The 4,552-nt window shown below is 64.8% G+C and carries 4 protein-coding genes; all 4 read left to right on the top strand.

Translation table 11 applies throughout. From position 1 onward, the window contains the following. The coding region (locus tag Q0D45_RS06405; RefSeq protein ID WP_293390084.1) for a DUF1553 domain-containing protein at positions 1–1,773 on the top strand (1,773 nt) is incomplete at its 5' end. Positions 1,774–1,802: 29 nt separating this feature from the next. Then, positions 1,803–3,251, top strand: a complete 1,449-nt coding sequence (locus Q0D45_RS06400) for a DUF1501 domain-containing protein (protein ID WP_293390081.1) — start codon at positions 1,803–1,805, stop codon at positions 3,249–3,251. Between the two features lie 189 nt (positions 3,252–3,440). Next, positions 3,441–3,833, top strand: a complete 393-nt coding sequence (locus Q0D45_RS06395) for a hypothetical protein (protein ID WP_293390078.1) — start codon at positions 3,441–3,443, stop codon at positions 3,831–3,833. Further along, positions 3,830–4,501, top strand: coding sequence for a c-type cytochrome (locus Q0D45_RS06390; RefSeq protein ID WP_293390075.1), 672 nt, complete (start codon positions 3,830–3,832; stop codon positions 4,499–4,501). The genes Q0D45_RS06395 and Q0D45_RS06390 overlap by 4 nt, the downstream gene beginning before the upstream one ends. Positions 4,502–4,552 lie beyond the last annotated feature (51 nt).

Genomic DNA, 4,552 nt, shown 5'->3' with positions numbered 1-4,552 from the left:
CAGGAACAGCTGGCCGGCGATGAGCTGAAGCCCGGCGACCAGGATGCGCGGGTCGCCACCGGCTTCCTGCGTGGCTTTCCGGACAACAGCAACTCCCGCGATCTGGTCCAGAAGAAGTACCAGCACACCACCGACATGACCGACACCGTCGGCGAAGTGTTCCTGGCTCAGACCGTCGGTTGCGCCCGTTGCCACAATCACAAGGCCGATCGCATCTCGCAGAAGGAGTACTTCCAGTTCCAGGCCTTCTTCGCCAATACCAGTGCGGTCGACGACATTCCCGCCGTCAAGGGCGAGGAGGAACTTGCCTACGAAAAGGCTCAGGCCAAGTGGGAAACCGCGACTGCCGATCTCCGCGCCAAGCAGAAAGCGGTGATCGACAGCGTTCGCGATCAGGCCAAGGTCTATCTGCTCGATCGCTACTCGCAGGCCACTCAGGCCTCGCTGCGCAAGCTGTACGCGGTGCCGGAAACGGAGTGGACGCCGCACGATCGCTGGATCATCAACCAGTTCGCCGACTACGGTACGGACGAAGTGTTGTCGGCTTTCCTGCGTGATCACTCGGACAAGAACGCCGAGGGCTACAAGCCGGAGTACGCGGTCAAGCTCGAGGAGTACCGCAAGCTCAAGGAAGAACTGGCGAAGTTCGACAAGCTGAAGCCTTCCGGTGGTTCGCTGACCGTCACTGCGATGACCGAGCTCGGCCACGCCGAAGCGCCGCCGACCAATGTGCTGTTCGGCGGTGACTTCGAGCGGCCGATCGAGGAAGTGCAGCCAGGCTTCCCGGCGGCGATCACTTCGGAGAAGCCGGTGATCGTGCCGTCGGCCACATCATCCGGCCGTCGCACGGCGCTCGCCAAGTGGATTGCCAGCCCGCAAAACCCGCTGACTGCCCGCGTGTTCGTCAACAGAGTCTGGGATCAGTACTTCGGCCGCGGCATCGTCGAAACGCTCAGCGACTTCGGCAAGGCTGGCCAGAAGCCGAGCAATCCGGAACTGCTCGATTACCTCGCCGACAGCTTCGTGCGCAGCGGCTGGGACGTGAAGCAGCTGCATCGGCAGATCCTGCTGTCCAGCGTCTACCGGCAGTCCTCGGACTATCGTCAGGATGCCTACAAGGCTGATCCGGAGAACAAGCTGCTGGCGGTGTTCCCACGCCAGCGTCTCGATGCCGAAACGATCCGCGACTCGCTGCTGGTCGCGTCCGGCTCGCTGGCCGAGAAGGTCGGCGGCCCGAGCGTGTTCCCGCCGGTGCCGTCGAATCTGTTCACCGGCAATGCCTGGAAGGTATCGAGCAGCCAGGAAGACTGGAATCGCCGCAGCCTCTACATCTTCACTCGGCGCAGCATCCCCTACCCGCTGCTGCAGCCCTTCGACATGGCCAACAACCAGCAGGCGCATGCCAAGCGTGATGTCACCACGACTCCACTGCAGGCGCTGACCCTGTTCAACAGCGAGATCGTTTTCGACTGGTCGAAAGCGCTGGCCGGCCGGGTGATCCGCGAGCGCGGCAACAGCTCGGCGGCGCAGCTCGACGGCCTCTACGAAATCCTTTACGCCCGCAAGCCGGACAAGCAGGAAAAGACCGCGCTGCTGGCCTTCCTCGACAGCCAGGAGAAGGTGCTCAAGTCCCAGGCCGCCAACGGCAAGTTCGCGATCAACGTGCCGACCGGCCTCGGCAAGACGCCCGCACTCGATCCGATCCGTACCGCCGCGTTCGTCGACCTGACCCATGCCGTCGTGAACTCCAACGAGTTCGCCTACCGCTTCTGATTGCCGCATTCCCATTACCGGAGACACCCATGACGCTTCTCAACAAGCCGACTTCACGTCGCGAACTGCTGACCCAGGTAGGCCTCGGCCTCGGTGGCGTTGCCCTTGGCGGCGCTTTCTTCCCGGGTGCCGCAGGTGCCAGCGAACCGCTTGGCCTCATCGATCCACTGGCGCCGAAAGCGCCGCATTTCGCGGCCAAGGTGAAGTCGGTGATCTGGCTCCACATGGACGGCGCGCCGAGCACCCTGGACCTGTTCGACTACAAGCCCGAGCTGATCAAGCTGGCCGGCCAGGAAGTGCCCGCCTCGTTCATGAAGGGCATCAAGGAAGGCGTGCGCGGCAGTACCGGCAAGCTGTTCGCGACCAAGCGCGAGTGGAAGCAGCACGGTGACAGCGGCGCCTGGTTTTCGGACCTGCTGCCGAATCTCGCCGAGCAGTCGGACAAGCTCGCCTTCATCAAGTCCAGCACCACGATCGGTGCCACGCACGACATCTCGGTGCTCAAGCTGAACACCGGCGATCTGAGCCCGGGCCGGCCTTCGCTCGGCGCCTGGGTGCAGTACGCGCTCGGTGCGGCGAATCCGGATCTGCCCGCCTACGTCGTGCTCTACAACGATAAGCGCGAGCCGCGCGGCGGCTCGATCAACTGGAGTTCGGGCTTCCTGCCGGCGGTCTATCAGGGCACCGCGTTCCGCCCTGGCGATTCGCCGATCCTGCATCTGAACCGCCCGGAACTGGTCGCCGAAGCCGAGCAAGGCAGCACGCTGGATCTGCTCGGCCGCCTGAATCGCGCGCATGCACTGCGTCGCCCGCAGGACAGCGAGCTGCAGGCGCGTATCCGTTCCTACGACCTCGCCGCGCGGATGGAAGTGACGGCACCAGACGCCGTCAGCCTGGCCAAGGAAACCGACGCCACCAAGACGCTCTACGGTTTCGACGACGAAACCAGCAAGTCCTACGGCGAAACTCTGCTGCGTGCGCGCAGGCTGGTGGAACGCGGCGTGCGCTTCATCCAGGTGGTCTCCGGCCCGCTCGAAGTGGAAGGCGAAAGCCGCAACTGGGATGGCCACAACAACCTCGAAGAGAACCATCGCAAGCACAGCCGTCAGGTCGACAAGCCGATCGCCGGCCTGCTCGCCGATCTCGAAGCGCGTGGCCTGCTCGACTCGACGCTGGTGGTCTGGACCTCCGAATTCGGCCGCACGCCGTTCGGCCAGAGCGGCAACGGCCGTGATCACAATCCCTGGGGCTACACGCAGTGGATGGCCGGCGGCGGCGTCAAGGCCGGCACCACGGTCGGCGGCACCGATGAAATCGGCATGCAGGCGGTCGGCAAGAAGGTCGACACCTACGACTTGCAGGCCACAGTGCTCCAGCTGATGGGCCTCGATCACCTGAAGACCACGTTCCTGCACAACGGCCGCGCCGAGCGCCCGACGGTGGTTTACGGCGAAGTCGTCCAGGAATTACTTGCGTAGTTGATGTTGTCTCCTCGGTAGGTCGCGTCATTGCCGGCCCGTAGAACACCTCGTTCCAGGCCGGCTGTTTTAACCAGGCAGCAACTGTTTCACCTCCCTCATTCAAGCGCCGCTGCCGGCCCGATCCGATCGCCGGTGGCCGCGCCGTCATCAACGCCGCGCATCGCGGCACACAGGAAACCTGCGGTCATGCGGAAGTGGGCCTACATCATCGGTTGGTCGCTGGCGGCAAGCAGCGGCCTGGCATGGGCAGCGATCGATCTCGGCGATTTCGACGAGTACGTGATGCGCGACATGGACGATGCCAACAAGGATCTCGGCCCCGCGCTCGGTGCCGGCAACTTCGAAGCGGCGCTCGCCGATGCCGAAGCGCTGCAGACCGGCCTGAACTGGACCGAGGACTACTTCGTCCGCAAGGGCGGCGTCGACGATGCGGTGGTGCTTGCACGCCAAGGCAAGGATTCGCTGGCCACCGTCTTCGCCGCGATCTCCCGCAAGGATCTCGATGTCGCCAGCGCCGCGGCGCGCGAGGTCGGGAAGAACTGCACCAGCTGTCACGACCTCTACAAGCCGCTGAAATGACGCGGCCGAATTTCCATCGCTTGCGTCGTCACCTGGCTGGCTGGCTGCTGTTGGTCTGCACAAGCCCGGCGCTTGCTGCGCTGTCCGTGGAAGACCTCGCCGAGCGCATCGGTGCTGGCGATCCGGCGCTGGGTGCGACCAAGGCTCGTGCAGCGGGTTGCATGAACTGCCATGGCAGTGGCACAGCCAGCACGTCGACACCGCAACTCGACGGCCAACTGGCCGGCTACACGCTGGCGCAGATCGAACGCTTCAAGGCCGGACAGCGCAGCCATCCACAGATCGCTCGCGATGTCAGCGCGCCGAGCATCACCGACGCCGAAGACATCGCTGCCTGGTTCGCCAGTGCTGCGCCGATGCGTGGCAGCGGCGCAGCGGCCAATGCCGACATGGCGCGCTTGTTCGAGAAAGGCGATCGCAGCCGCGATGTCATCGCCTGCGTCAGTTGCCACGGCGCCAATGGCAGCGGCGCGATATCCGGCAGCGACAGCACGCCGGCGATCGGTGGCCAGTCCGCCGACTACCTGCGCGCCCGGCTGCGCAGCTGGCGAGCCGGCCCGCAGAGCGGCGCGCCGATCAGCGTCATGAACCTCATCACGAGGGCGCTGGGCGATGCCGAGATCGATGCGCTATCGGCCTGGCTGTCGCAGCTGCAACCCGCCCCCTGAATCCCTCGCGCCGCACTCAAGGAGCACCAATGAAGCCCGACCTCAAGCACA

The organism is Nevskia sp. (assembly GCF_023266035.1).
GTDB lineage: Bacteria > Pseudomonadota > Gammaproteobacteria > Nevskiales > Nevskiaceae > Nevskia.
This window is presented reverse-complemented; position numbering and strand designations above follow the sequence as displayed.